22 protein-coding genes are annotated in these 26292 nt (G+C 71.1%); 7 read left to right on the top strand and 15 right to left on the bottom strand.

Annotation, left to right across the window (positions count from 1 at the left end; all coding sequences use genetic code 11):
- Positions 1-21 precede the first annotated feature (21 nt).
- Positions 22-1473, bottom strand: coding sequence for a LamG-like jellyroll fold domain-containing protein (locus tag ACL00U_RS10220; protein WP_412873360.1), 1452 nt, complete (start codon positions 1471-1473; stop codon positions 22-24).
- Positions 1474-1523: 50 nt separating this feature from the next.
- Positions 1524-2105 (bottom strand): hypothetical protein, encoded by a 582-nt coding sequence (locus ACL00U_RS10215; protein WP_042539623.1) that lies wholly within the window; start codon positions 2103-2105, stop codon positions 1524-1526.
- 115 nt (positions 2106-2220) lie between these two features.
- On the opposite strand from ACL00U_RS10215, the gene ACL00U_RS10210 reads away from it, so the two are divergent.
- The gene (locus ACL00U_RS10210) at positions 2221-2661 is read left to right on the top strand and encodes a GNAT family N-acetyltransferase (RefSeq protein WP_042539621.1); all 441 of its coding nucleotides are present in this window, start codon (positions 2221-2223) and stop codon (positions 2659-2661) included.
- 79 nt (positions 2662-2740) lie between these two features.
- On the opposite strand, the gene ACL00U_RS10205 is transcribed toward ACL00U_RS10210, so the two are convergent.
- Complete coding sequence (locus ACL00U_RS10205) at positions 2741-6487, bottom strand: multifunctional oxoglutarate decarboxylase/oxoglutarate dehydrogenase thiamine pyrophosphate-binding subunit/dihydrolipoyllysine-residue succinyltransferase subunit (RefSeq protein ID WP_175470728.1); 3747 nt, start codon at positions 6485-6487, stop codon at positions 2741-2743.
- A 177-nt stretch (positions 6488-6664) separates the two neighbouring features.
- Here ACL00U_RS10205 and ACL00U_RS10200 point away from each other — a divergent pair, with 177 nt between their 5' ends.
- On the top strand, positions 6665-8104 hold the full coding sequence (locus ACL00U_RS10200) for a GuaB1 family IMP dehydrogenase-related protein (RefSeq protein WP_042539619.1): 1440 nt from the start codon (positions 6665-6667) through the stop codon (positions 8102-8104).
- Positions 8105-8201: 97 nt separating this feature from the next.
- Here ACL00U_RS10200 and ACL00U_RS10195 read toward each other — a convergent pair whose 3' ends face one another.
- The 4 genes from ACL00U_RS10195 to ACL00U_RS10180 all read right to left on the bottom strand — a co-directional run bounded on the left by ACL00U_RS10195 (position 8202) and on the right by ACL00U_RS10180 (position 12501).
- The gene (locus ACL00U_RS10195; RefSeq protein WP_017888193.1) at positions 8202-9239 is read right to left on the bottom strand and encodes a hemolysin family protein; all 1038 of its coding nucleotides are present in this window, start codon (positions 9237-9239) and stop codon (positions 8202-8204) included.
- Positions 9236-10618 (bottom strand): hemolysin family protein, encoded by a 1383-nt coding sequence (locus ACL00U_RS10190; RefSeq protein WP_412873359.1) that lies wholly within the window; start codon positions 10616-10618, stop codon positions 9236-9238. The genes ACL00U_RS10195 and ACL00U_RS10190 overlap by 4 nt, the downstream gene beginning before the upstream one ends.
- Before the next feature lie 158 nt (positions 10619-10776).
- Positions 10777-11859, bottom strand: a complete 1083-nt coding sequence (locus tag ACL00U_RS10185; protein WP_017888191.1) for an NADH:flavin oxidoreductase/NADH oxidase — start codon at positions 11857-11859, stop codon at positions 10777-10779.
- Positions 11860-11868: 9 nt separating this feature from the next.
- The gene (locus tag ACL00U_RS10180) at positions 11869-12501 is read right to left on the bottom strand and encodes an HAD family hydrolase (protein WP_017888190.1); all 633 of its coding nucleotides are present in this window, start codon (positions 12499-12501) and stop codon (positions 11869-11871) included.
- Between the two features lie 24 nt (positions 12502-12525).
- Here ACL00U_RS10180 and ACL00U_RS10175 point away from each other — a divergent pair, with 24 nt between their 5' ends.
- Positions 12526-13386 (top strand): NAD(P)H-hydrate dehydratase, encoded by an 861-nt coding sequence (locus ACL00U_RS10175; RefSeq protein ID WP_412873358.1) that lies wholly within the window; start codon positions 12526-12528, stop codon positions 13384-13386.
- A 118-nt stretch (positions 13387-13504) separates the two neighbouring features.
- On the opposite strand, the gene ACL00U_RS10170 is transcribed toward ACL00U_RS10175, so the two are convergent.
- The gene (locus ACL00U_RS10170) at positions 13505-14215 is read right to left on the bottom strand and encodes a YceI family protein (protein WP_412873357.1); all 711 of its coding nucleotides are present in this window, start codon (positions 14213-14215) and stop codon (positions 13505-13507) included.
- Between the two features lie 83 nt (positions 14216-14298).
- On the opposite strand from ACL00U_RS10170, the gene ACL00U_RS10165 reads away from it, so the two are divergent.
- From ACL00U_RS10165 to ACL00U_RS10155, 3 genes are all read left to right on the top strand, one after another.
- Complete coding sequence (locus ACL00U_RS10165; RefSeq protein WP_412873356.1) at positions 14299-15612, top strand: glycosyltransferase 87 family protein; 1314 nt, start codon at positions 14299-14301, stop codon at positions 15610-15612.
- A complete protein-coding gene (locus tag ACL00U_RS10160; RefSeq protein WP_017888186.1) occupies positions 15609-15917 on the top strand; it encodes a thiamine-binding protein in 309 nt (102 codons plus the stop codon). Before ACL00U_RS10165 ends, ACL00U_RS10160 begins: the two co-directional genes overlap by 4 nt.
- A gap of 115 nt (positions 15918-16032) precedes the next feature.
- Positions 16033-16221, top strand: a complete 189-nt coding sequence (locus tag ACL00U_RS10155; protein WP_412873355.1) for a hypothetical protein — start codon at positions 16033-16035, stop codon at positions 16219-16221.
- 24 nt (positions 16222-16245) lie between these two features.
- Here ACL00U_RS10155 and ACL00U_RS10150 read toward each other — a convergent pair whose 3' ends face one another.
- The gene (locus ACL00U_RS10150) at positions 16246-16704 is read right to left on the bottom strand and encodes a hypothetical protein (protein WP_412873354.1); all 459 of its coding nucleotides are present in this window, start codon (positions 16702-16704) and stop codon (positions 16246-16248) included.
- 411 nt (positions 16705-17115) lie between these two features.
- Here ACL00U_RS10150 and ACL00U_RS10145 point away from each other — a divergent pair, with 411 nt between their 5' ends.
- Positions 17116-18378, top strand: coding sequence for an MFS transporter (locus ACL00U_RS10145; protein ID WP_017888183.1), 1263 nt, complete (start codon positions 17116-17118; stop codon positions 18376-18378).
- Between the two features lie 169 nt (positions 18379-18547).
- Here ACL00U_RS10145 and ACL00U_RS10140 read toward each other — a convergent pair whose 3' ends face one another.
- From ACL00U_RS10140 to ACL00U_RS10115, 6 genes are all read right to left on the bottom strand, one after another.
- Positions 18548-19219 (bottom strand): response regulator transcription factor, encoded by a 672-nt coding sequence (locus ACL00U_RS10140; RefSeq protein WP_017888182.1) that lies wholly within the window; start codon positions 19217-19219, stop codon positions 18548-18550.
- Between the two features lie 87 nt (positions 19220-19306).
- Positions 19307-20629, bottom strand: coding sequence for a hypothetical protein (locus ACL00U_RS10135; protein WP_017888181.1), 1323 nt, complete (start codon positions 20627-20629; stop codon positions 19307-19309).
- Positions 20626-21783, bottom strand: coding sequence for a sensor histidine kinase (locus ACL00U_RS10130; protein WP_214563629.1), 1158 nt, complete (start codon positions 21781-21783; stop codon positions 20626-20628). Before ACL00U_RS10130 ends, ACL00U_RS10135 begins: the two co-directional genes overlap by 4 nt.
- Before the next feature lie 135 nt (positions 21784-21918).
- On the bottom strand, positions 21919-23121 hold the full coding sequence (gene metX / locus ACL00U_RS10125; RefSeq protein ID WP_412873353.1) for a homoserine O-acetyltransferase MetX: 1203 nt from the start codon (positions 23119-23121) through the stop codon (positions 21919-21921).
- A 262-nt stretch (positions 23122-23383) separates the two neighbouring features.
- Positions 23384-24715 carry a bifunctional o-acetylhomoserine/o-acetylserine sulfhydrylase gene (locus ACL00U_RS10120; protein WP_017888178.1) on the bottom strand — a complete coding sequence of 444 codons (1332 nt, stop codon included), beginning with the start codon at positions 24713-24715 and terminating at the stop codon, positions 23384-23386.
- Between the two features lie 390 nt (positions 24716-25105).
- Positions 25106-26197, bottom strand: a complete 1092-nt coding sequence (locus tag ACL00U_RS10115) for an acyltransferase family protein (RefSeq protein WP_017888177.1) — start codon at positions 26195-26197, stop codon at positions 25106-25108.
- Positions 26198-26292: the final 95 nt, after the last annotated feature.

Genomic DNA, 26292 nt, shown 5'->3' with positions numbered 1-26292 from the left:
TCGCCTCGGCCCGGTCCGGCGTCAGCGGCCGGCCTGGAACGCACGGGTGATCGCCGCTGCGTCGAGGACGCGCTCGTGCACCCGGACCGTGTCCACGTCGCCGGTGTAGACGTAGTCGCCGGCGTTCGGCCAACCGGCCAGCGTCTGGCGTCCGGCGCGCCAGTGTCCGGCGTACTGCCGCAGGGTGACGGCATCGGAACGACTGCCCTGCAGCTGGCCGTCGACCCAGAGCGCCATCGATCGCGACTGGAACGTCGCGACCGCGTGGTGCCATTCGCCGTCGGTGACCGTCGCCGTCGATCCCAGCGTGAACTTGAACTGCGACCCTGATCCCTCGACGCCGAACCGCAGGACTCCGTCGGCACCGATGTACAGGTGCCGGTCGCGGTACTGGGACGCGGCAGAGCGGTCCGAGCCGAACCCGAACACGCGCCCGCCGTCGGTGTCCTGGGTGCGGAACCAGACCTCGATCGTGAAGGCGTTCGGAGCGTCGACCGCGGTGTCGGTGACCGCCCACCCGTCGGCCCCGTCCTCGGTCCAGAACGTCGCGTACGGGTTCGTGGCGCAGTCGGCGTCGACCCGGGCAGCGGCGGGCGTGAAGGTGCCGTCGCCCCCGGACCCGCTCGAGTCCACGACCCGGGGGCCGCTCTTCTCGGCGAAGTCCCACGCGAGTGCCGCGCCGGGTGCGGGCTGGTGGAAGCACCCGAACCCGCCGGTGCCGAGTGCCGAGGCGGTGCCGGTCGAACCGCTGAACCCGGCTCCGGCCCCGAACCCGGTTCCCGCTCCTGCTGCGGCGAGCAGGGTGAGGACGATGGCAGCCGCCGTGAACGCCGCGACCGGCACGGTGGACGACGACACGGCGGTGACGGTGACGGTGCCGGGCTCCGCGACGACGGGCGAGTGGAGGTCCCGGCGCGGCGCGCCGCAGGTCCGGCAGGGGCGACCGGCGGTGATGTCCCGGTCGGCCCGCCCGGCGACGACGAGCACGGCGGCGACGACACCGGTCAGCAACAGGGAGGTCCAGTCGCCCCCGCGGATCCAGACACCGGGCAGCCCGACCCACGGGAAGCGCAGGACGCCGACACCGAGGACGGCGTCCGGGGCGACGGCAGTCCGGTCGGCCGTCGGGTTGGCGTCCCCTCGCAGGCGCAGGGCCCCGTCCTGTTCGACGCGCTCGAGCCGGTGCAGCCGGAGTCGGTCCCGGTGGTCCGGGTCCTCGACGAGCAGCACCCGTCCGGCCTCGAGGTCGTCCGGGTCGACGGGCATCGCGGCGACGACGTCCCCGGTCCGGATGCCGGGCGCCATCGAGTCGGAGACGACGGTCGTCACGTGCCACCCGAGGGCCGCGGGGAGCGACGCCCACAGCGAGAGCAGCAGGGCCGACCAGAGGACCGTGCGTGCCGTGACCGCGAGGAGCAGCCGGGGCACGTCGCCGGCGCAGCGGACGTGACGGCGGGTGGTGGCGTTCGGCATCGGCTGCTCCTCGGGTCGGGCGGGTCGGGCGGGTCGGGTTCGGGACGGGGTCAGTCGGTCTGCGCTTCCCACACGAACGTGGTGCCCGCCTCGGACGACTGCACGGTGTTCGGGGCGCCCGCGCTCAGGTCGTAGCTGATGCGATAGGTCGTGCTCGCCGTACCCGTCGCCGGCTTCCACGCGTCGACGCCGGTGCCGAAGGACTCGGACTCCATCAGGCCGGCGAGCGTCCCGTCGTGCACGGTCGTCGCCGTGGTGAAGGTGCTGCAGTCTCCGGGGGTGCCGAGGCTGCCGCGCTCGACGGTCAGTCCCACGTGCTCGGCGAGTGCGTCGTCGTCGGCCTGGTCGGTGGTGAAGAGCTTCACGGTCGAGGCGTTGGTGGTGTTCGCCGTGACGGTGATGCAGTTCGAGCCGCTGGACCCGGGCACCAGATCGTCGGCGTCGAACATCGCGACGCCCTGGTCGTCGTCGGTGAGCGAGACGGCGCCGGTGCGCCAGCTGTTCGCGGCGTTGTCGGTGCTGCTCGAGAAGGCGGCGTACGAGGCCGTGGCGATGAGGGCACCGCTGGCGACGACGGCGAGCGGGAACGCGATCCAGGCTGCGGTGCGGCCGTGGCGGGAGGTGATGTGCATGGCTGTCCTGTCGGTCGGGATCACCCGGCGGGTGATATGACAGCAGAGTATATGAATATCAGTTGTTATGGAAGCCCGTCGCAACACGACCGGCGGCCCGGGTAGGTTGGCCGACATGACCCTCACCGTCGAGTCGACCACCGCCTGGTCTGACACGGACGTCGCCGACGTCGCCGCCCTCGTCCGCCTGCTCGGTCACGACGTCGACGACGCGTCGATGCGCGCCCGCCTCGAACGGCTCACGCCCGAGGCCGGGCACCGCACCTGGGTCGTCCGGGGGGACGACGGCCGTGTGGCCGCCGTGGCCGGGGCCCAGGTCACGTGGGCGTACGCCAGCGACGAACCGACGGCGCAGCTGCTGCTGCTGGTCGTCGACGACACGGCCCGGAGGCTCGGCACCGGTTCCGCACTCATCGACACGTTCGAAGCGTGGGCCGTCGAGCAGGGCGCGCGTCGCCTCAGCGCGGTCAGTGCGGCAGCGACGGACAACGCGCACCGGTTCTACCAGAAGCGCGGGTACCACGACGCCGGAGTCCGGTACACCAAGTTCGCCTAGGGGCGTCGCACTCCTCGGGAACAGCGAAGCGCCCCGTGCGGGAGTCCATCGGGCTCCCACACGGGGCGCTTCCTCGTGGTTACGCCGACGTGCTCAGTGCCGTGTCGATGACGTCCGCGGCCTCTTGTGCGGAGCGCTTCGACGACCCGGTGGCCGGTGCTGCACTCGCCGAGCGGGCCGCGACGGACAACGGTCGGCCGCCCAGGTGCGGCGACAGGTTCATGCAGACGAACGGCCAGGCGCCCTGGTTCTCCGGCTCCTCCTGTGCCCACACGACGTCGGCGTCCGGGTAGCCGGCCAGCACCTCGAGGATGCGGTCGAGGGGGAGCGGCGCGAGCTGCTCGAGGCGGACGAGCGCGACGTCGGTGATCCCGCGCTTGTCGACCTCGGCGCGCAGGTCGTGGTGCACCTTGCCGGAGTGCAGCACGACCCGGCGGACGGCACCCTTGTCGGTGATCCGGTGGTCGTCCAGCACGGGCTCGAACGTGCCCGTCGTGAAGTCCTCGACCGCGCTCGTCGCCTGACGGAGCCGGAGCATCGCCTTCGGCGAGAACACGATGAGCGGCTTCTGCGGACGGGCCCAGGCCTGTCGGCGGAGCAGGTGGAAGTACGACGCCGGGGTCGACGGTCGTGCGACGATCATGTTGTCCTCGGCGCACAGCTGCAGGTACCGCTCGATGCGCGCAGACGAGTGGTCCGGCCCCTGGCCCTCGTACCCGTGCGGCAGCAGCAGGACGAGGCCGGAGCGCTGTCCCCACTTCTGCTCGGCGGACGAGATGAACTCGTCGATGACGATCTGGGCGCCGTTCGCGAAGTCACCGAACTGCGCTTCCCAGAGCACGAGGGACTCGGGGCGTTCCACCGAGTAGCCGTACTCGAAGGCCATCGCCGCGTACTCGCTCAGCAGCGAGTCGTACACGTAGAACCGGGCCTGGTCCTCGGTGAGGTTCGACAGCGGCAGCCACTCCTGGCCGTTCACCCGGTCGTGGAAGACCGACTGGCGCTGGACGAAGGTGCCACGGCGGGCGTCCTGTCCGGCGAGGCGGACCGGCTTGCCCTCGACCAGGATCGACCCGATCGCCATGAGCTCGGCCATCGCCCAGTCGATGCCGCCGTTGCGCGTCATCTCGGTGCGCTTGGTCAGCAGCTGCTGCAGCTTCGGGTGGATGGAGAACCCGGCGGGCGGGTTGCTGTGTGCGTCGCCGATCGCCCGGACGAGTTCGTCGGACACGGCGGTCTCGTGCACCTCGACCTCGGAGTCGTCGCGCTGCGCTGCCGGGCGTTCGAGGCCCTGCACCGCACCGTCGTCGTCGACCTCGATCACCGGGATGGTGCCGGTCTGCGCCTCGTGCGTCTCGGCGAAGGCCCGTTCCAGGCGGTCCTGGAAGTCGCGGTGCGCTTCGTCGTACTCCTCTTGCGTGATGTCACCACGGCCGACGAGGGCCTCGGTGTACAGCGTGCGGACGGAGCGCTTCGCCTCGATGAGGTTGTACATCAGCGGCTGTGTCATCGAGGGGTCGTCGCCCTCGTTGTGGCCGCGACGGCGGTAGCAGATCAGGTCGATCACGACGTCGCGGTGGAACTCCTCGCGGTACGCGAAGGCGAGCTCGGCGACACGGGCGACGGCCTCGGGGTCGTCACCGTTCACGTGGAAGATCGGCGCCTGGATCGTCTTCGCGACGTCGGTGGAGTACACCGAGCTGCGCGCGGACTCGGGCGGGGTGGTGAACCCGACCTGGTTGTTGATGACGAGGTGGACCGTGCCACCGGTGCGGTAGCCGCGGAGCTGCGACATCTGCAGTGTCTCGACGACCACGCCCTGGCCCGCCATCGCCGCGTCGCCGTGCACGAGCACGGGGAGCACGCCGAAGCTGCCGGGGGCCTCGCGGTCCTGCTTGGCGCGGACGATGCCCTCGAGCACGCCGTCGACGGCCTCGAGGTGGGACGGGTTCGCGGCGATCGTCACCGGGATGCTCGAGCCGTCGGACGTGCGGAACACGCCCTCGGTGCCGACGTGGTACTTCACGTCGCCGGAGCCCTGACCGGACACCGTGCCCGGCAGCGACGAGCCCTCGAACTCACGGAAGATCTGTCCGTAGGTCTTGCCGGCGATGTTCGTCAGCACGTTCAGGCGGCCACGGTGGGCCATGCCGATCGCGACCTCGGCCAGTCCGGCTCCGGCGGCGTGCTGGATCAGGGTGTCGAGGAAGGCGATGGTGGACTCGCCGCCCTCGAGCGAGAAGCGCTTCTGGCCGACGTACTTGGTCTGCAGGAAGGTCTCGAACGCCTCGGCCTCGTTGAGCTTGCCGAGGACGCGGAGCTGCTCTTCCTTCGACGGCTTCGAGTACGGCACCTCGATGCGCTCCTGCACCCAGCGACGCTGTTCCGGGTCCTGGATGTGCATGTACTCGATGCCGACCGTGCGGCAGTACGCGTCGCGCAGGATCCCGAGGACGTCGCGGAGCGGTGCCGAGGTGGTGCCGGCGAGCCCGCCGGTGACGAACTCGCGGTCGAGGTCCCAGAAGGTGAGCCCGTGGCTCTCGATCTCGAGGTCGGGGTGGGTGCGCTGGCGGTACTCGAGCGGGTCGATGTCGGCCATCAGGTGCCCACGGACGCGGAAGCTGTTGATGAGCTCCTGCACGCGCGCGGTCTTGTTCACCCGGTGCGCCAGGTCGACGTTGATGTCGTTCGCCCACTGGATCGGCTTGTACGGGATCCGGAGCGCGGCGAAGATGCCGTCGTAGAAGCCGTGCTCACCGATCAGGCGCTCGTGCACGTGCTTGAGGTACTCGCCCGAACCGGCGCCCTGGATGACACGGTGGTCGTAGGTGCTCGTCAGGGTGATGGTCTTGCCGATGCCGAGCTCGACCAGGGTCTTCGACGCCGATCCCTGGAACTGCGCCGGGTACTCCAGGGCACCGGCGCCGATGATCGAACCCTGCCCCTTCGTCAGACGGGGGACCGAGTGCACGGTGCCGATGCCGCCCGGGTTGGTGAGCGAGATCGTCGTGCCCTGGAAGTCCGCCGGGGTGAGCTTGTTGTCACGGGCGCGCTTGACGAGGTCCTCGTAGGCGGAGAGGAACTGGCCGAACGTCAGGGACTCGGCCCGCTTGATGCTCGGCACCAGGAGCGAGCGGGTGCCGTCCTTCTTCGGGACGTCGATCGCGATGCCGAGGTTCACGTGCGCCGGGGCGACGACGAACGGCTTGCCGTCGCGCTCTTCGTAGAAGACGTTCTGGCTCGGGAAGTCCTTGAGCGCCTGCACCATCGCCCACCCGATCAGGTGCGTGAAGGAGATCTTGCCGCCGCGGGCCCGCCGCAGGTGGTTGTTGATGACGATGCGGTTGTCGATCATCAGCTTCGCCGGGATGGTGCGGACGCTCGTGGCGGTCGGGACCGTCAGCGAGGCGTCCATGTTCGACGCCAGGGTCTTCGCCATGCCCCGGAGCGGGGTCGCCACGTCCTCGTGGGTCTCCTCGTGGTCGTCCGCGGCGTCGTTCGCCTCGGCCGGGATCGGCTGCGGTGCCGGCTGGCGCGAGGTGGTCTTCGCCTGGATCGGACCGGACTTGGCCTCGCCCGGAGCGTCACCGGTGGCGGGTTGCTGCGTCGACGACTGCTGCTGGGCCGGTGCCGGCTGCGCGGGGGACTGGGCCGGGGCCGCAGCGCCACCGACCTGCGTGCGGTGGTAGCTCTCGAGGACCGGCCACCAGGACTTGTCGACCGACTCCTTGTCCGCGACGAACTGCTCGTAGAGCTCGTCGACGAGCCACTCGTTCGCCCCGAATTCGCCCGCGGTCTCGTCCGTTCCGGTCAGATGGCTCGACACAGCCGATCGCCCACTCTCCGTCGATAGATGCTCGTGTGTGTCGTGCGGAGCAACCCTGCGCCGCACAGGTGCCAAGCCTAGCCGCTCCGACATGTCCGTTCCGTGTCAGCCGCGGCGCGAGTCGGTGGCCCGTGGGCACCCGGTCGGGGCCGTGACCGGAGCCGTACAGTGGAGCGCATGAGGTTCTACGAGACGCGGCCGACGCACGACCTGACCTACTCCGACGTCTTCCTCGTCCCGAGCCGTTCCGGTGTGACGAGCCGCTTCGACGTCGACCTGGCGGCGAACGACGGCAGCGGCGCCACGATCCCGATCGTCAGCGCCAACATGAACTCGGTCACGGGCCCCCGGCTCGCCGCCACCCTCGCCCGGCGCGGTGGCCTCGGCGTGCTGCCGCAGGACATGCACCTGCAGGACCTCGACGCCGCGATCCGCTGGGTGAAGGACCAGCCGGTCGACTTCGACACCGCCTACGACATGGGGGCGCAGACCACCGTCGCCGAGGCCCTGGAGCAGCTCCTGCCGGTCGCCGGCCGTGGCGTGGTCGTCCGCGACGCCGACGGCGAGTACCTCGGCTGCGTGCCCGCCACCCGCCTCGGCACCGCCGGCCCCGACGCCGTCCTCGGCGACCTGCTGCACGGAGCCTCGACCGCCATCGACGCCGAGGACGCCGGGACGCCCCGCCACGTCCACCAGGTGCTCTCCGCCGCCGAGGTCGACTTCGCGCCGGTGATGCGGCACGGTCGGGTCGTCGGCACCACGAGCCAGACGAGCGCGATCCGCTCCGACATCTACACGCCCGCCGTCGACGCCTCCGGGCGGCTCCGGGTCGCCGCCGCGCTCGGCATCAACGGTGACGTCGCGGCCAAGGCGAAGGCGCTGGCCGCCGCGGGCGTGGACGTCCTGGTCCTCGACACCGCGCACGGACACCAGGACGGCATGCTCCGTGCCCTCCGCACGGTCTCGTCCCTGCAGCTCGGCATCCCGCTCGTCGCCGGCAACGTCGTCACCGCCGACGCCGTCGCGCACCTGGTCGGTGCCGGGGCGGACATCATCAAGGTCGGTGTCGGGCCGGGCGCCATGTGCACGACCCGCATGATGACCGCCGTCGGCCGCCCGCAGTTCTCCGCCGTGCTCGAGACGGCCGCCGCCGCTCGGTCGCTCGGCGCGCACGTCTGGGCCGACGGCGGGGTGCGCTACCCGCGCGACGTCGCCCTCGCGCTGGCCGCCGGGGCGTCCGCGGTCATGATCGGCTCGTGGTTCGCCGGCACGCTCGAAGCGCCCGGTGTCCTGCGCCGCGACACTGCGGGCAAGGCGTACAAGGAGAGCTGGGGCATGGCCTCGGCCAAGGCCGTCCGCGAGCGCTTCGAGCGGCTCGACCCGTACGAGCGGGCCCGCAAGGAACTCTTCGCCGAGGGGATCTCCTCGTCGACGATCTACCTCGACCCGGAGCGCCCGAGCGTCGAGGACCTGCTCGACATGATCACCACCGGCGTCCGCAGCTCCGCGACCTACGCGGGTGCGTCGTCGCTCGCCGAGTTCTCCGAGCGCGCGCTGGTCGGCATCCAGTCCGCCGCCGGGTACGAAGAGGGCAAGCCCCTGCCCGTCAGCTGGTAGCGCGGACGGGTCGCGCGTCGCCCTGGTCGCGACCACGAACGGACTGGAGGCGCGGTGCCAGCTGGCACCGCGCCTCCCGTCCGTCCTGGCGGAGCGTCTACCGGCGTCGGGTCGCGTCCTCGACCTCGCCGACGAGTTCCTCGAGGATGTCCTCGAGGAACAGCACGCCGAGCGTGCGGCCGTCCGCGTCGAACGCGCGCGCCACGTGGCGGCCGGCGGCCCGCATGGTCGCGAGCGCGTCCTCGAGGTCCATCTCGGTGTACAGCGAGATGAGCTGGCGGATGCGCTTCGGCGGTACCGGGTCGTCGAACTCGTCCGGTCGCAGGTCGATGACGTCCTTCACGTGCACGTAGCCCGTGGGGGAGCCGTCCTCGCCGACGAGCACGTAGCGGGAGAACCCACGCTGTGCCACGGCGTGCTCGACGTCACCGGGGGTGGCGTCGTCGGGCAGTGTGACGAGCTCGGCCATCGGCACGGCCACGTCACGGACCTTCTTCTCGGTGAACTCGAACGCCAGGGCGAGCTTGCCGTCGTCGGTCAGGGTGCCCTCGCGGCGGGACTGCTCCACGATGGTCTGCACCTCTTCCACCGTGAACGCGCTCACCGCTTCGTCCTTCGGCTCGACGCGGAACAGTCGCAGCACGGCGTTCGCCACCTCGTTCAGGCCGACGATGACCCAGTGCAGGCCGTGGCCGATGTACCAGAGCGTCGGCACGAGCAGCAGCGCGGCGCGGTCCGGCATCGAGAACGAGATGTTCTTCGGCACCATCTCGCCGAACACGACGTGCAGGAACGACACGAGCAGCAGCGTGAACACGAAGGCCACGGTGCCGATCACCTCGGCGCTCCAGCCGGTCAGGTGCAGCGGGACCTCGAGCAGGTGGTGGATCGCCGGCTCGGAGACGTTCAGGATGAGCAGCGAGCAGACCGTGATGCCGAGCTGCGTCGTCGCGAGCATGCGGGTGGCGTGCTCCATCGCCCACAGCGTCATCTGCGCGGCCTTCGAGCCCTCTTCGGCGCGGGGCTCGATCTGCGAGCGGCGTGCGGAGATGACGGCGAACTCCGCCGCGACGAAGTACGCGTTGCCCAGCAGCAGGACGACGAGCCAGAAGATGCCCCACCAGTCGGAGCTCATCGGGTGCTGCCCTTCGTCGTGGTGGTCGGGGTGCTCTTGGTGGACGGGATGATGATCGCGGTGGCCGCCGTGTCGGTCGGCTCGCGCGTCGGGGTCCAGCGGATGCGGTCGATCCGGCGGCCGTCCAGACGCTCGACGCGGAACACGCCGCCGTCCAGCGGGACCTCGTCGCCGACGACGGGCAGACGGCCCAACGTCGACATGACGAACCCCCCGACGGTCTCGTACGGGCCGTCCTCGGGCACCTTCACACCGGCGCGGTCCTCGAGCTCGTCGGGACGCAGCAGACCGGGGAAGGTCAGCCAGTCTCGGGAGCGGACCACGTCGATGCGTGCGCGGTCGTGCTCGTCGGAGACCTCGCCGACGATCTCCTCGATCAGGTCCTCCAGCGTGACGACCCCGGCGGTGCCGCCGTACTCGTCGACGACGATGACCATCTGGTAGCCGCGGCCGCGGACCTCGGCGAGCAGGGTGTCGCCCGGCATCGTCTCCGGCACGCGCTCGGCGTCGGTCATGAGCGCCCCGACGGGGACCTCCGGACGCTTCTCGCGCGGCACGGCGACGGCCTGCTTGACGTGCACGATGCCGACGACGTCGTCCGCGTCCTCCTCGATGACGGGGAAGCGGCTGAAGCCGGTCTTGCGGGCGAGGGCGATGACGTCCTCGGCGGACTCGGACACCCGGATCGTGGAGAGCCGGGGGCGCGGGGTCATCACGTCACTGGCGCTCAGCTCAGAGAACGAGATGGTGCGCTCGAGGAGCGTTGCGGTGTCCTGCTCGAGCGAGCCCTCGGACGCCGACCGGCGCAGCAGCGAGGTGAGCTCCTCGGCACTGCGGGCGCCGGAGAGCTCTTCCTGCGGCTCGATGCCCATCGAGCGCAGTACGGCGTTCGCGGTGCCGTTCAGCAGCGCGACCGCCGGCTTGAAGACCGTCGTGAACGCGATCTGCAGCGGGACCACGAGCCGTGCGGTCTGCAGCGGCAGCGCCAGCGCGAAGTTCTTCGGCACGAGCTCGCCGAGGATCATCGACAGCAGGGTCGCGATGACGAGCGCCACGATCGAGCCGACGGTCTCGACGATGCCCTCCGGCAGGTTCATCGCCAAGAACGGCGCCTCGAGCAGCTTCGCGATCGAGGGCTCGAGCAGGTAGCCGGTCAGCAGCGTGGTCAGCGTGATGCCGAGCTGCGCGCTGGACAGGTGGGTCGAGGTGACCTTCAGCGCGCCGATGACCGGTGCGAGGCCGGCCTCTCCGCGGTCACGCCGTGCTTCGACGTCGGCCCGGTCGAGGTTCACCAGCGCGAACTCGGACGCGACGAAGACACCCGTGCCGAGGGTCAGCAGGATGCCGCCGATCAGCATGACGATGTCGATCGGACTCATGATTCACCCCCGTTCGCGCACAAGGATGACGTGCAGCTCACCGAGTGAGCGCCGGATGAGTGAGGCGAAGAACTATTCGGGGGATCGTCCACAGTGCTGCCAATCGTACCGCCTGCGCGGGCTCGGAGCCGTGGAACCGTACAGATCCGGTCCGCCGTCTACGCCGTGATCCGCGCGCGGTGGTACTGCTGCGGCTCATAGTCGACCGCCACGCGGAGTTCCAGCGCGGCGCGGAGCGCGAACGACGGGTCGCGGAGCATCTCGCGCCCGATCATCACCACGTCGGCCAGGCCGGTCGCGACGATCTGCTCGGCCTGGAACGCCTCGGAGATCATCCCCACCGCGATGGTCGGGATGCCGGCGTCGCGCTTGATCGCTGCGGCGTGCGGTACCTGGTAGCCGGGGCCGACCGGGATCGGCGCGCTCGCGACGTTGCCGCCGGTCGACACGTCGGCCAGGTCGGCACCGTGCTCGGCGGCCCAGCGGGCGACGACCGTGGTCTCGTCGAGCGTGAGCCCGCCGTCGACCCAGTCGGTGGCCGAGAAGCGGACGACGATCGGGAAGCCCTCGCCGACCTCGGCACGCACGGCGTCGACGACCTCGAGCAGCGCGCGGGCACGGTTCTCGAGCGAGCCGCCGTACTGGTCGGTGCGCTGGTTGCTCAGCGGCGACAGGAACTGGTGCAGCAGGTACCCGTGGGCGGCGTGGATCTCGACCAGGTCGAACCCGGCCTCCACCGCGCGGCGGGCGGACTGGGCGAAGGCGAGCGCGACGACGCGGATGTCCTCGACCGCGAGCTCGCGGGGCACGTCGTAGCCGTCGAACGCCACGGCTGACGGGGCGACGGTGGTCCAGCCGCCCTGGTCGGCGGGGACTGTGCCGTGCGTCGCGTCCCAGGGGCGGTACGTCGAGGCCTTGCGGCCGGCGTGCGCCAGCTGGATGCCCGCTGCGGCGCCCTGCTCGTGCAGGAAGTCGACGATCGGCTTGTAGGCGTCGCGCTGCTGGTCGTTCCACAGCCCCAGGTCCTGCGGGGTGATCCGTCCCTCGGGCACGACGCCCGTCGCCTCGACCACGACCGCGCCGGCACCGCCCTTCGCGAACCCGCCCAGGTGCACGAGGTGCCACGGGGTCGGCACGCCGTCCTGCTGGTCCACCGAGTACTGGCACATCGGGGAGACCCAGATGCGGTTGCGGACGGTCAGGTCACGGACGGTGATCGGGTCGAACAGGGCGTGCGTCACGCGGGCTCCTCAGAGGACGGGTGCCGGTGCCTCGGCCAGTTCCGTCAGGAACGACCGCAGCGACGCCGGCGACGTGTAGTGGTGGCCGACCGCCCCGATCGCTTCCGCACCGGTGGCGTTCTCGGCCCTGTTGTCCACGAACACCATCTGACCCGGCTCGATTCCCAAGCGCGCACAGGTGTCGCGGTAGATGGATGCCGCCGGCTTCAGGACGTGCTCCTCGGCGCTCACCACGACGGTCTCGAACAGCGATCCCATCGGGGACCGTCGGTACGGGTCGCCGAAGTCGAAGCCCGCGTTCGAGAGCAGGGCGACGCGGGTGCCGGCGTCGTGCAGCTCCTCGACGATGTCGAGCGTCTCCGGCTCGACCTCGAACCACCCGGTGAAGTCGATCGCCCAGAACCGGTGGATCTCGGAGATGCTCCAGTTCCGTCCGGTCCGTTCCGCGATGGCACGCCAGTACGCCACGACGGACAGGTCGCCGCGGTCCAGGTCGTGCCGGAGCTCCTGGTACACCGGGAACAGTTCCTCCGCCGGGACACCGGTGGCGGCCACCAGGGCGTCCCGCGAGGCGTGCGGCGTCCGGCTGATCACCTCGCCGTAGTCGAAGACCACCACGCGACCAGGCAGGAACAGGCTCATGGCCTCCACCGTAACGTGGGACCGGTGAACGACTTCGTGCCCGTCCGACCGTCCGATGCCGCCGCGTGGGTCACCGCGCCGACGGGGGAGTCCACCAAGTACCGGCGCGGGGTGCTCGGCATCGCGACCGGGTCCGACCAGTACCCCGGCGCCGCCGTGCTCGGGGTCGACGCCGCCGTGCACACCGGCGTCGGCATGGTCCGGTACGTCGGACCTGCACGCGCCACCGACCACGTGCTCACCCGCCGCCCCGAGGTCGTGTCCGGTGGGGGACGCGTGCAGGCCTGGCTCGTCGGCTCCGGCATCTCGGCGCCGTCGCTCGGCGACCTGGACGAGGCGACTGCGTCGGGCTTCTCGCACGCCTCTGACGACGGCGTCCCGGTCGTCGTCGACGCCGGGGCGATCCCGCTCGTCGACCTCGGGACACTCGCAGTGCTCACCCCGCACGCCGGTGAGCTCGCTTCGTTCCTGGGGGCGGATCGCGCCGACATCGAGCAGGACCCGGCCGCCGCGGCGCTCCGTGCGGCCGAGCGGTCCGGCAGCGTCGTGCTGCTCAAGGGGGAGCGGACCCACGTGGTCACCCCGGACGGGTCGGTGCGGTTGGTGGCGTCGTCGGCGACGCCGTGGCTCGCGGCCGCCGGCGCCGGGGACGTGCTCGGCGGGGTCCTCGGGGCACTCGTCGCCGCGCGGCAGGGCGCCGTCGAGGCTGCCGGTTCGTCGCTGACGCCGTCCGACCTCGCGCACCTGGCCGCGTCGGCCGCGGTGGTGCACGGGCTGGCGGCGCGACGGGCGTCCGGCGGCGGGCCGTTCCCGATGACGACGCTCATCGCCGAGCTGCCCGGGGTCGTCCGGGACCTCGTCGTGGACGGGGACGCGCGCGGGTAGCGGTCGGTGCGCGTGCACCTTCCGACGATCCACGAGGTGATCGACGCGTGTTCTGTCGAAGGATGCGAACGCAGTGGGTTCGGCGGTCACGTCACGGGCGTGACGCGCGTCGCGGACGTCAGGTCGCGGGGGTGGCGTGCACCAGGAACTCGACGGAACCGGCGTCGTCGACCTTGACGAACCCCAGGCTCGGCGCCTGCACGCCGTAGTCCGAGAAGGTGATCGGGACCGAGCCGGAGATGTCGACGCCGTCGCCGTTCAGGCCGACCTGCAGCTTCGCGGTGACCTGCTTCGTGACGCCGTGCAGCGTGAGCGTGCCGGGGGCCGTCACGGTCGTCGTGTCGGAGCCGCTCGGCACCGCGTCGGCGATCGGTGCGGTGAGCTCGAACGTGGCCTCGGGGAAGGCCGCGGTGTCCATGGCGGAGTCGCGGAAGTACGAGTCGCGCTGGTCCGAGTCGGTGGTGATGTCGCCGACCTGCACCGTGATCTTCGCGGCGGTGATGCTCGTGCCGTCGACGGTCGCGGTGCCCGAGACGCTGTCGGTGCGGCCGGTGACGGTGACGTCCGAGCCGTTCAGGACCTCGTGGACGCGGTACCCGGCCTCGGAGTCGCCGCCGACCGTCCACTCGCCGGACAGGTCCGTGTCGTCGAGGGTGGAGGCCTCGCGCGTCGCCGCGACCGACGGGGCGGCCGAGGCCTTCGCGTTCTCGTTGCTCGTGTAGACGTTCGTGAAGACCACCGCGCCGACGACGCCGAGGACGACGACGGCGGCGATGACGGAGATCCATATGACGGCCTTGCGGCGCTTGCGCGGGGTGTCGGAGGTCACGAGCTGAACGGTGACACGTCATGCTCGGGAGACCCTGAGTCCGTGGCAGGGATCGTCTCCGGCCGTGCCGCTACGCTCGTCCGGTGCAGAGGACCTCGACCCGGTGGCTCGAACTCGCCGGCTTCGTCCTGGCGTTCGTCGCCGTGCACGGCTTCCTGTGGTGGCTGACCCTCGTGTCGGCGAACCTGCCGCTCGGTGACGTGACCATCACCTACAGCCGCTGGATCGAGACCGGGCGGAGCGCGGACTTCTGGGTGGGCATCGACGGCGCGTGGGTGTACCCGATCCTGGCGATCGTGCCGATGGCCGCAGCGGCGCTCGGGGGCGTCGAGTCGATCGGCACCGGCTGGTTGCTGCTGATGGTGCTGCTCGACGCCGCGGCGTGCGCGTTCCTGTGGCGGTTCCGGGCGCGAGTGGGGTCGTCGGACCGCTTCGGCGTGCACGGCGTGCGGGTCGCCTGGTGGTGGCTGCTGTTCCTGCTCGTGCTCGGGCCGATCGCACTGGGCCGGATCGACACCGTCGCGACGGCGTTCGCGCTGGTGGGGGTGGCGTTCGTGGCCTCGAGGCCGGCCGTTGCCTCCGCGCTGTTCACCGCCGGTGCGTGGACGAAGGTGTGGCCGGCGGCACTCGTCGCGGTGCTGCTGCTGGTGCGTCGTGGACATCGCCGTGGCGTGCTCGCCGGTGCGCTGGTGCTGAGTGCGCTGATCGTGCTCGTCGACGTGCTGTGGGGTGGTGCGCCGTTCCTGGTGTCGTTCATCGGCGAGCAGACCGGTCGCGCGCTGCAGATCGAGTCGCCGCTCGCGACGCCGTTCATGTGGGCCGCAGCCTCCGGCGTTCCGGGGGCAGCGGTGTTCTACAACCAGGAGATCCTGACCTTCGAGGTGTCCGGTGCCGGCACGTCCGCCGCCGCCGCGGTGTCGACGCCGTTGATGGCCGTCGTCGTGGTGGCGGGGGTCGTGCTCGCGCTCTGGGCCGCCCGCCGCGGTGCCCGTCGGGCCGAGCTCGCGCCGGTGCTCGCGCTCCTGTTCGTGGCCGCGCTCATCGCGACGAACAAGGTGGGGTCGCCGCAGTACATCGGCTGGTTCGCGGTGCCGATCGTGTGGGGGCTCGCCGCAGGCACCCCCAGTGCGCGCCGGTTCGTGCCGATCGCGGTGACCGCCCTGCCGATGGCGCTGCTCACGCAGGTGATCTACCCGGGCTACTACGACCAGTTGCTCGGCGTGCAGCCGTGGATCCTCGTGGTGCTCACGGTGCGGAACGTACTCGAGGTCGCGATCCTGGTGTGGAGCGTGGTCGTGCTGGTGCGGATGGGGCGGGCTGCGGGGCCCGGACGGGTGCCGGCGCGCTCGTCGCCGTCCGTGCACGACCAGCCCGAGCCGGGCAGGATGGACGCATGATCGTCGCCTTTTCCGTCGCTCCGTCCGGTGGTCCCGCTGCAACGTCCGACGGATCCGTGCACGATGCCGTCGCGGCCGCTGTCCGCGTGGTGCGCGAGAGCGGGCTGCCGAACCGCACCTCGTCGATGTTCACCGAGATCGAGGGGGAGTGGGACGAGGTCATGGACGTCGTCAAGCGCGCCACCGAGGCCGTCGGTGCGTACGGCACGCGGGTGTCGCTCGTGCTCAAGGCCGACATCCGCCCCGGGCACACCGGCGAGATCGACGGCAAGCTCGAACGGCTCGAGGCCGCGCTCGGCGAGTAGCCCGCGGCGCCGTCGCCCGACACGCCGGACCGGTCCCTCGGATGTCGGTGGCCGGGTGTCTCATGGTCGGCATCGAGCCACTTCCGGTGGCCTCCGAGACGACGATGAGGAGCGCGTGATGATGCACGATGGGTGGTGCCCCGACTGCGACCTGCGAACGGTCGTCATCGACACGGACGAACAGGGCGAGAACGCCTGGGCGAGCTGCGCGGAGTGCGGCACCGGATGGGTGCACCGTGACGAGCTGCCCGATCTGCAGGGTGCGTCGAGCGGTGTCGCCGGGCAGGGTCGCCGCGCAGCCTGACCGTCACGGGTCGGGGCGGTGCTCTCAGCGCTCGAGCGCCCCGTGCACGCCTTCCGCGCGCTGCTGCACCCGCTCGAACACGTAGTCCGGCTCCGGCCGTTCGAGTGACCCCGTGTAGAACCCGAGCACGAAGTCATGGCCGAAGAAGCTCGTGTGATGCTGGTACGCAGTGGCGAACGACTTCTCGCCACTGTGGAGCCGGACCACGCCGAACTGCCCTTCGGCCACGGTCCATGTGCCGTCGGCCGACACGGTGCTCGGGCGGGACCTGCAGGCGTCGAGCTGGTACCCGCCGTTCCCCGAGCCGTCGCAGACCAGGGCAGCGGGGAAGTCCTGCGCCCGGAATGTGCTGTCCTCGGCCAGCACCAGCACCGACTGCCCCCGGTCGTCCTGTGCCCACGTTCCGACGAATCCCTGCTGGACGTCTCCGGGGCTCGGCGTGGCGGGCACCCCGGAGCAGGCTGCGAGCAGCAGTGAACTCACCGCCAGGACGCCAGAGAAGCCCGCCCTGTTCCTCCGCGTCACCGGTCCACCGCCCCCGTCCGTGTCGTGCGCATCGTTCGACCGCAGCGCCTCGGTGCTCGCCAGGAGCGCCCGGCCGGAAGCGCGGCCCGTTCCAGCCACTGTAGTTGCGTGCGCTTCCGTTCGCCCTTTGGAGCGGTCTACACTGCTGAGACCGGGTCGTCGCGGCAGTCACCCACGACGCCGCCCGGACCGTCCCGTTCGTCGCTGAACCCGGACCGGCACCTCTGGTCGTGACGGCGTGATCGACCGTCGCACGCACGCACTGCGCGGACCGGTCTGCCGAACCGGCTGCAGCCGTCGCCGCGTTCCCGATCGCCGCGGTCCCGCACTGCGGACAGTTCTATCTCCCTCCCGCACAGAACAGGCCCCATGTCACAGCTCACGCCTGCGCGTCGCACCCTCGCGCTCATCTCGCTCGCCCTCGGTGGCTTCGCCATCGGCTCGACCGAGTTCGTCGCGATGGGTCTGCTGCCGAACATCGCGCAAGCCCTGCTCCCCGAGCAGTACGGCATCGACCCCGACGCCGGGATCGCCCACGCCGGCTGGCTCGTCAGCGCGTACGCCCTCGGGGTGGTGGTCGGTGCACCGACCATCGCCGCGATGTCCGCCCGGTTCCCCCGCAAGGGCCTGATCCTCGTGCTGCTCGTCGGCTTCGTCGTGGCGACGATCGCGAGCGCCCTGCTGCCCTCGTTCGGCCTGGTGCTCGTCGCCCGCTTCGTGGCCGGGCTGCCGCACGGCGCCTACTTCGGCATCGCCTCGATCGTCGCCGGCGACATGATGGGTCCGGGCAAGCGCGGCAAGGGCATCGCCATGGTGCTGCTCGGTCTGTCGGTCGCGAACGTCGTCGGTGTCCCCGCGATCACCTGGGTCGGCCAGATGGCCGGCTGGCGGGTCGCGTACGGCGTCGTCGCCGCACTGTTCGCCCTGACGTTCCTGGCCGTCGCGGCCTTCGTGCCGAAGAGCGCCCGCGACGAGCACGCCACGATCGGCCGTGAGCTCCGGGCGTTCCGCGTGCCCCAGGTGTGGATCGTGATGGGCCTCGGCGCCGTCGGGTTCGGTGGCTTCTTCGCCGTCTACTCGTACATCTCGCCGCTCGTGCAGAACGTCACCGGGATGTCGGAGTCGTTCGTGCCGATCGTGCTCGTCGTCGTGGGCATCGGCATGGTCGTCGGCGGGGTCCTCGGCGGACACCTGGCCGACCACAGCGTGAAGCGCACCATCTACGTCGGCATGTTCTCGCTCATCGGCGCCCTGCTCATCACGGTCCTCACGGCGCAGTGGCTCTGGGGCATGCTGCTCGGCGCGTTCCTGCTCGGGGCGACCTCGTCGGCCATCCCGCCGGCGGTGCAGTCGCGCCTGATGGACGTCGCGGGCGATGCGCGCACGATCGCGGCGGCGCTGAACCACTCGGCGTTCAACATCGGCAACTCGATCGGTGCGGCCCTGGGCGGCGCCGTCATCGCGGCCGGTTTCGGGTTCCTCGCCCCGGGCTGGCTCGGCATCGGCCTGGCGCTGCTCGGTGTGCTCGTCACGATGGCGAGCTACGCCGTCGAACGGCGGAGCACCCGACGCGCTGTCCGTTCCTCGTCGCCGTCCACCGGTCCGATCACCGCACCGGTCCCGACGGCTTGACACGCGGGGTGCGCGTACGCACCCACCGGACGGGAGGCCCGTGGCGGCGCCGCCACGGGCCTCCCGTCCGTCACGTGGCGCGGAAGACCGCCCCGAGTGAGCAGAAGAGGTCGGGTTCCGTGACGGGACCCGACGTCTTCTGCTCACTCGATGCGCGACGCGACGCGCGTCAGAGCCCCAGGGGGCTGCCGTCCTGCACGATGATGCCGTCGGTGATCGCCCGCTTCCGGAGCGCCACCTTCGTGCCGACGTCGAAACCGGCGACGCGGTACTTCTCGCGGATCCGCTTGAGGTAGCTCTTCGCGGTCTCCTCGGAGATGCCGAGCTGGTAGGCGACGCTCTTGACGGGCTCGCCGCCGCCGTACAGGGCCATCACACGACGCTCCTGCGCGCTGAGCTTCGGGACGCCGCCGACGTCGCCGCTGTTGATGGCGAGGTCGAGCTCGGCCGAGACGTACTGCTCGCCGCGCTGGGCGGAGCGGATCGCCTCGACGATCATGTCGGCGTCCTCGCTCTTGACCAGGTAGCCGAGGGCGCCGGCGCCCAGGGCTTCGCGCACGACGTTCGGCTCCGAGTAGGTGCTCATCACGACGGTCTTGACGCCGGCGGTCTTGAGCGTCGAGATCTTCAGCGACACCGGGATGGAGTCCTTGAGGTCCAGGTCCAGCAGCACCACGTCGACCGGGAACGCGGGGCTCGTCAGGAGCTCCGGCCAGGTCGTGACGGCGGCGACCAGGGTGATGTCGTCGGCGGCGTTCCGGATCCACTCCGTGAGCGCGCCGAGGAGCATCCTGTGGTCGTCGACCAGTGCGAGTCGGATCGGTTCCTCTGGAGTCGCCATGCTGGCGTCCTTTCTCGGTGCGGATTGCTCGGCCGATCCTAGGAGGATCCCGGCCGGAAGCGGGTGAGGCGTGCTGGTGTCCGACAGTTACATCGACGGATGTCGGTTCACGACGCAGTGCGCGACGATGTGCAGCGTGCCGTCGCGAACGGTCTCGGTGTACTGGCCGATGCGCTGCAGGGCGCTCCAGGCCGTCGGGCCGAGGCTGCGCCGGGGCACCCCGCGGGACTCGATGACGACGGGCACGTCCATGGTGTCGTCGCTGACCGGGTGGCCGTCGGAGCCGATCGGGCCGAGCGTGACCGAGACGACGGGCATGCCGGGCTGCGCGGTACGGCCGTCGCCGACCATCTGCCAGATCGCCTGCAGCAGGCCGTCGCGCTGCGTGGGGGAGAGGTGTCCGGCCAGGGCGGTCGGGTCCGCGACGCTCACCGAACGACCGAGGTGGTCGGACTCGGTGATCGCGTGGTAGAGCCAGGTCTCACGGCGGCCCTCGATCAGGTGCAGACGGAGCTCGGTGGCGAGGGACGCGGCGACGGAGCTCGAGGCGTCGGACAACGGCAGCGGGTCGGTGCCGTTCGCGACGGCGTCGAGCAGCTTCTCGGCGGCGAGGTCGAGCCGGGCGAGCTCGTCCGAGGCGAGCATGCCGACGGCGAACTGCGGCGCCTGCACGTTGCTCTGCACGAGCACCCGGTCGAGCTCACGCTGCACGAGTTGGCGGAACCGCTGCACGACGTACAGGGCGAGCGACGGCGGCACGACGACGAGCGAGAGCAGGGACACGATGCCGGGCAGGGTGTCGTGCGTGATCGGCGTCGACACGACGGCCATCACCACGAACGCGATGCCGAGCACGCCGATGGCGGCGGCGACCTCGCGGGCGGGTCGGAGCGTGGCGATCGGCAGCAACGCGAACCCGGCTGCCATCGAGGCGCTCGCGGTGTGGGCGATGTCGTGCTCGGGCCAGATGCCGATGAAGTCGAGCGTGACCACGCAGGCCAGCACGACGCAGATCAGCGCGAACGCCGGCCCCGTCAGCCGTTCGCCGTAGGTCAGGACGCTGAGCCCGACCCCGACGGCCGCGACGATGTAGAGCACCCAGGCGACCGTGGGCAGCAACGGGTCGGAGTACTCGTTCCAGCGCACCAGGAAGAACGCGATGCCGGCGACGGCTTCGATCGCGGTGAGGATCGCGGCGCCGAGGCCCAGGTACCCGGCACCGAGTGACGCGCCTGGTTTGGCGGCCTGGCGCAGGGACCGGGCGCCGGTGGACGTCGAGGGGAGTCCTCGGGCCTGGCGGCGCTCGCTCGTGCGGTAGCGCTCGCGCGCCTCGCGACGGGTGCGGGGCGCCGGCGGAGCGGTCTCGCCGGGCAGACTGCGGCCGATGGTGTCCTCGGGGATCCGGCTCATCGCGGTGCCTCCAGGACGACGGTGGTGCCGGAGCCCGGCGCGGAGAAGAGCTTCGCGTCGCCGCCGACCTCGCGCAGACGGTTCACGACGCTCTCCTTGAACCCGAGGCGTTCGGCGCTGACGGTGGTCAGGTCGAAGCCGACACCGGAGTCGGTGACCATGGCTCGAACGACCTCGTTGTCGTGGACGATCGTGACGTGTGCCTCGCCGACGCCGGCGTGCCGACGGACGTTCTCCAGGCACTCGCCGAGTGCGAGCAGGAACGCGTCGAGCACGTTCGACGGCAGCAGGACCTGCCCGGTGCCGTGCCAGCTGACCTCGAGGCCCATCCGGCCGAAGCGCTGCTTGACCGATTCGAGGGTCTGCCCGAGCGGTGATTCCTCTTCGCGGGTGAGCGAGTAGTCGCCGGACTGCGAGGGCTGCGGGGTCGCGCCGAGGCGCAGGTGCCGCAGCAGCCGGGCGTCCTCGGCGGCCTGCTCGCGCATCGCCTGCTCGGAGACCCCGACGCCGGAGTGGGCGAGCAGCGTCAGGGTCGCGAGCACGGTGTCGTGCAGCAGGCGGGCACCCTGGCGTCGCTGCGCCTCGGTCTCGCTGGCCTGCCGTTCGGCGCGGTGGGCGGTGCCGATGCTGTAGATCCGGCGGGCCACGCGGGGGATGCTGCGCGAGATCCAGATCGCCACGACGGCCATCAGGATCCACCCGAGCAGTGCGCCGCTGACCGGGGTCGACAGGATCGAACCCGAACCCCAGACCATGAGCACGACGACCACGCCGCCTCCGGCGATGGTGATGCCGAGCCCAAACGGGTGCCCGCGCTGCGCCATCAGCGGTGCCGAGAGCCCGCCGGCGGCCAGGGGCATCACGGCGCTGGCGATGAGCGGCCGGGCCGTGTCGTCGACGCCGGTGAAGAGCAGCACCATGGTGGCGAGCCCGGCGACGACGACGGCGGCGGTCCACCACACTTCGCCGCCGCGGCCGAAGCACACCAGCGCGGTGATCATCGCGGCGATGCACAGGAGTGCGCCGATGAGGACCGGCACGGGCACGGCTGCAGCGGAGACGATGCCCACGACGCTGACGAGCGCGCAGACGATGCCCACGACACGGGTCGCCGACCGCAGCAAGCGGTCGCGTTCCTGTGCGATGAAGTCCATCGATGTCCTGGTTGGTGACGATCTGGGTGGAGCGGGAAACCGAGCGTCGGTCAGTGCCGAGCTCCACGCCATCATTCCACGCGCGCCACCCGTTGGGGGGTCTTCGGCGCGCCGCCCGCGCTCTGCGGCACCGGTTTAGGACTCGAGCAGCCGCCGCAGGTGCGCCCCGACCTGCTCGTGTTCGATGAGGAACCCGTCGTGTCCGAACTCGCTCTCGATCACCGCCGCGGTGTCACCGTCGAGCGCGTCCGGCACGCCTGCGGCGATCCGGTGCTGGTCCTCGACGGGGAACAGCCGGTCACTCGAGATGCCCACGACCAGGGTCCGCGCGGTCACGAGCGCCAGCGCCGCCGCCACCCCGCCGCGCCCGGCACCGACGTCGTGCGAGTCCATCGCGTACGTCAGCGTCACGTAGCTCGAGGCGTCGAACCGCCGGGTGAACTTGTTGCCGTGGAAGTCGAGGTAGCTCTCCACCGAGAACCGTCCGTCGTCGCCGAGCGGTGAGACGTCGCTCTGCCAGGACCGCGCAAAGCGGCTGTTCAGCTCGTCCGAGGCCCGGTAGGTCATGAGCGCCATCCGCCGTGCCAACGACAGTCCGCGGTGCGGCCCCTCGCCGGTGTCGGCCTCGTAGTAGTCGCCGCCCGCGAACGCCGGGTCCATCTGGATCGCCGCCCGCTGCAGCGAGTTCGCCGCGATCTGGTCGGCGGTGGTCTGCGCCGTCGACGCCAGGACCGCCAGCCGCCCGACCCGCGCCGGGTGCGAGACCGCGAACTCGAGGGCGTGCATGCCGCCCATCGATCCGCCGACGACGGCTGCGAAGGTGTCGATGCCGAGCCGGTCGGCGAGCTGCGCCTGCACCTCGACCTGGTCCCGCACCGTCAGGAACGGGAACCGCGAACCCCACTCCGCGCCCGTCGGCGACACCGACGACGGTCCGGTGGTGCCCTGGCAGCCGCCGAGCATGTTCGGCGCGATCACGAACCACCGGTCGGTGTCGATCGCCCGGCCGGGTCCGACGACGTCGCCCCACCAGCCGGCGGTGCGGTGTCCGGGGCCGGCGGCCCCCGTGACGTGCGAGTCCCCGGTGAGCGCGTGCAGGACGAGCACGGCGTTGTCGCGAGCCGCGTTGAGCGTGCCCCACGTCTCGTACGCCACGCGCACGGACGGCAGGCGGCCGCCGCGCACCCACTGCTCGCCGAGCGACGCGAAGTGCCGTGCGCCCGGGTGGTCGCCGGGGCGCCAGGCGCCGGTCACGGGCGGCTTGCCCAGGGTGCCGAGTTCGGTGCCGGGCACCAGGGTGGACGGCACGGAGTCCTCGGGGGTCGTCTGCCAGTCCATGGTGCGTCCAGTCTGCCGGGAGGCGCGGGTCGCCGCCGCCGTGTTACGTCACCTCGGCGCGTCGCCGCGCCCCGGGCCCGGGTGCCGCGGCCGTGTGTGCGCATGTTCCGACATCGTGCGCGTTGTTCGACTCGTGGATCGTCGCATCATGCACACGTACCGGATGCGTGTGCAACGAACGACGTCCCACGCGTCGATCGACACGTGGGACGTCGCAACATCCACACGCATCGAGCGAGTGGTGCCGGCGGCGCGGCGAGCCCTACGCGCGCTGGCTCTCCTGCGCGACCGCCCGGGCCGCGGCGAGCCCGGCCTCGAGGTCTGCCTTCAGGTCGGCGATGTTCTCGATGCCGACCGACAGTCGCACCAGGCCGGGCGTGACCCCGGTGGTGAGCTGCTGCTCGGGCGTGAGCTGCGAGTGCGTGGTCGACGCCGGGTGGATGACGAGGGAACGGACGTCACCGATGTTCGCCAGGTGCGAGAACAGCTGCAGGTTGTCGACGAACGCCTTGCCCGCGGGCACCCCGCCCTTGAGCTCGAACGACAGCACGGCACCGACGCCCTTCGGCGCGTACCGGTTCGCGGCCGCGTACCAGGGCGACGTCGGCAGGCCCGCGTAGGCGACGGTGGCGACGTCGGGGTGCTGGTCGAGCCACTCCGCGATCTCCTGGGCATTGGACACGTGCCGCTCGATGCGGAGCGACAGGGTCTCGATGCCCTGCAGCAGCGCGAACGCCGTGTCCGCCGAGTTCGAGGCGCCGAGGTCACGGAGCAGCTGCACCCGGGCCTTGACGATGTAGGCGAGCGCGTCGCCGACGGCCTCGGTGAAGACCGCACCGTGGTACGACGGGTCGGGGGTGCTGAACTCCGGGAACCGGTCGGCATGCTGCGACCACGCGAACGTCCCGCCGTCGACGATGAGCCCGCCGATGACGGTGCCGTGTCCGCCGAGGAACTTCGTGGCCGAGTGCACGACGATGTCGGCACCGTGCTCGAACGGACGGATCAGGTACGGCGTCGCGATGGTGTTGTCGACGATCAGCGGGACACCGGACTCGTGCGCGACGTCGCTGACGCCGGTGATGTCGAGGACGTTGATCTTCGGGTTGCCGATGGTCTCGGCGAAGAACAGCTTCGTGTTCGGGCGGACGGCGCGGCGCCACTCCTCGAGGTCGTCCTGGTCCTCGACGAACGTCGTCTCGATGCCGAGCTTCGCCAGCGTGTACTTGAACAGGTTGTACGTGCCGCCGTAGATCGACGACGACGACACGATGTGGTCGCCCGCCCCGGCGATGTTCAGGACCGCGTAGGTCTCGGCAGCCTGGCCGGACGCGACGAGCAGGGCCCCCGAACCGCCTTCGAGCGCCGCGATCCGCTGCTCGACGACGTCGTTCGTCGGGTTCGTGATCCGGGAGTAGATGTTGCCCGGCTTGGCGAGCGCGAACACGTCGCGCGCTTCGTCCGAGTTCGCGAAGACGTACGAGGTCGTCTTGTAGATCGGCGTCGCTCGGGCCCCCGTGGTCGGGTCCGGCTGCGCGCCGGCGTGGACCTGGGTGGTCTCGAACTGCCAGGCGGCGGCGTCGTTCGTGCTCATCGGTGCTCCTGTCGGGTGCGGTTCTCGTGCGGTCGCGCCGTCGGCCGGGAGGCACGTGCGGCGCTGCGTCCCCGGTCACGGTACGCAGGTGGCCGGGTCCACACCAGCGCACCCGCCTCGGGACGTAACGCGCGCGCCCGACGCGCCGCGGGCCTCCCGGCCGTCCGTCCGCACCGTGCTGTCACCGTCGGACGGTGCGAGGTCGGTGGTTCGGTGCGGCGCTGCCGCGCCGCACGGGACGGGCAAGCTCGCACGGGCCGGAGGAACGCGCACGGTGCGGGGTTCCGTCGGACGGTGCGAGGTCGGTGGTCCGGTGCGGAGCTGCCGCGCCGCACCGAACAGGCAAGCTCGCACCGGCCGGAGGAACGCGCACGGTGCGGGGTGGCACCGCTACGCGGCGTCGCGGCGGAACAGCCAGTCGACCTTCGGCTCGAGCAGCCAGCGCATCCCGCGCCGCACGAAGGGCTGCGCCAGGAAGAGGCTGACGACGCAGGCGATGACGACCATCAGCAGCACGAACGGCCAGGCCGAGTGCTCGCCTGCCAGGACGCCGGACTCCCGGATCGGGTAGAGCACGAACGTGTGGAGCAGGTAGACGTACATCGTCGCGGCGCCGAACCGGGTGATCCAGACGTTCCGGCGGGGGATGAGCACCAGGAACGACGCCGTCAGCAGCGTCGCGAGCAGCATCAGGCCGAAGCGCACCGCGCCGGCCCACCAGGCGTCCTCGCCGAGCCCCGAGTAGGAGTCGTCGTAGAAGAACCAGTGGTGCAGGTCGAACTCCTTGAACTGCGGGATCCAGACCGCGCACGACACCGCCCACGCAGCGAACACCACGGCGGCCGCCACCCGCACCCGGACGACCGTGCGGCGCGACGCCTCGTACCAGCGGTCGAAGACGCCCCACTGCTTGACCTGCCAGCCGAGCAGGAAGAACGGCAGCAGGCTGATCGCACGGGACAGCGAGAGCGTCGAGTCGACGTTGTCGAAGTACCCGACGCCGATGCTGAACACGACCGCCCAGAACAGCGGCCACCGCAGCTGCGCCAGGTACGGCAGGATCAGCTTGAAGATGCCGAGGGCCAGCAGGAACCACAGGGTCCACGTCGGCTGTGTCGGGTTGAAGTCCTTGCCGCCCTCGACGATGCCCTGCACCACGGTCCAGATCGTCTGCATGATGATGTACGGCACGACGATGTCCGTGATCGTCCGGCGCATCCGCTTCGCCGTCGGGGTGTCCGCCGACGAGAAGTACCCGCTGATCACGCCGAACGCCGGCATGTGGAACGCGTAGATGAACGTGTAGAGCGCCAGGGCGTGCTCGCTCGCCGGCGTCTGCCGCTGGATCGCGTGGCCGATGACCACGAGCGTGACCGCGACGAAGCGCGCGGTGTCCCACATCGGGATCCGGCGCGGGGCTCGACCGGGCTCGAGCTGCGTCGCCGGGGCCGAGGGGGCGGGAGGGGCGGCATCCGTCGTCATCGCCGGTCACGTTACCGGATCGTGACCTGGACGGCCTGGTGCGGTGCCGGAACCGTCCCGCTCGGTACGGTGGACGGACCGGGCCACCACGTGCT

The organism is Curtobacterium poinsettiae (assembly GCF_047226435.1).
Lineage (GTDB): Bacteria > Actinomycetota > Actinomycetes > Actinomycetales > Microbacteriaceae > Curtobacterium > Curtobacterium poinsettiae.
Note: the sequence above shows the minus strand (reverse complement) of the source record. Positions and strands in the feature narration are given on the sequence as shown.